Source organism: Mesoflavibacter zeaxanthinifaciens DSM 18436 (assembly GCF_000422365.1).
In the GTDB taxonomy this organism is placed as follows: domain Bacteria; phylum Bacteroidota; class Bacteroidia; order Flavobacteriales; family Flavobacteriaceae; genus Mesoflavibacter; species Mesoflavibacter zeaxanthinifaciens.
Window position 1 is genome coordinate 1 of record NZ_AULQ01000021.1, and the last position, 1,283, is coordinate 1,283.

Annotated in this window: 1 protein-coding gene; it reads left to right on the top strand. The window is 45.8% G+C overall.

What is annotated here, in order from left to right; genetic code table 11:
* On the top strand, positions 1–1,283 hold a 1,283-nt coding region (locus H574_RS14230), incomplete at both ends, for a beta strand repeat-containing protein (RefSeq protein WP_036227629.1).

A 1,283-nucleotide genomic window follows, 5' to 3' on the forward strand; every position in this document is an offset into this window, starting at 1 on the left:
AATGGAGATTGGACAGCAACAGATATTCCAGTAGGCGATGCGACAGTAGATGTAGATGAAACGACCTTACCAGCAGACATTACAGATACCTTAACCACAACAGGCTCAGATCCTGAAACAGTAACAGTTGTAGACGGAACCAATGCAACCACAGATGATGGGTATGCACCAGCATTAGGAGATTTAAGCGGAACGGTATTTGAAGATACCAACGGAAATGGCGTACAAGATGCAGGCGAAGCAGGCATCGCAGGCGTAGATGTTGTCGTAACAGATGTTGATGGTAACCCAACAACAGTAACCACAGATGCCAATGGAGATTGGACCGCAACCGACATACCAGTAGGCGATGCAACGGTAGATGTAGATGAGACTACATTACCAGCAGACATTACAGACACGTTAACCACAACAGGCTCAGATCCAGAGACGGTAACCGTAGTTGAAGGTACAAACACAACCACTGATGATGGATATGCACCAGCATTAGGCGATTTAAGCGGAACCGTATTTGAAGATACTAATGGCAACGGTGTACAAGATGCAGGCGAAGCAGGCATCGCAGGCGTAGATGTTGTAGTAACCGATGTTGATGGTAACCCAACAACAGTAACCACAGATGCCAATGGAGATTGGACATTAAATGATGTAGCATTAGGTGATGCAACGGTAGATGTAGATGAGACTACATTACCAGCAGACATTACAGATACGTTAACTACAACAGGCTCAGATCCAGAGACGGTAACCGTAGTTGAAGGCACAAACACAACCACTGATGATGGTTATGCACCCGCATTAGGCGACTTAAGCGGAACGGTATTTGAAGATACCAACGGAAATGGCGTACAAGATGCAGGCGAAGCAGGCATCGCAGGTGTAGAAGTAATCATCACCGATGTAGATAATAATCCAACGACAGTAACAACAGATGCTAATGGAGATTGGACCGCAACCGACATACCAGTAGGAGATGCAACGGTAGATGTAGATGAAACAACCTTACCAGCAGACATCACAGATACGTTAACTACAACAGGCTCAGATCCAGAGACAGTAACTGTAGTTGAAGGCACAAACGCTACAACAGATGATGGGTATGCACCAGCAGTAGGCGATGTATCAGGAACAGTATTCGAAGATACTAACGGAAACGGCGTACAAGATGCAGGCGAAGCAGGCATCGCAGGAGTTACTGTAACTATAACCGATGTAGATAATAACCCAACAACAGTAACGACCGATGCCAATGGAGATTGGACAGCAACAGATATTCCAGTAGG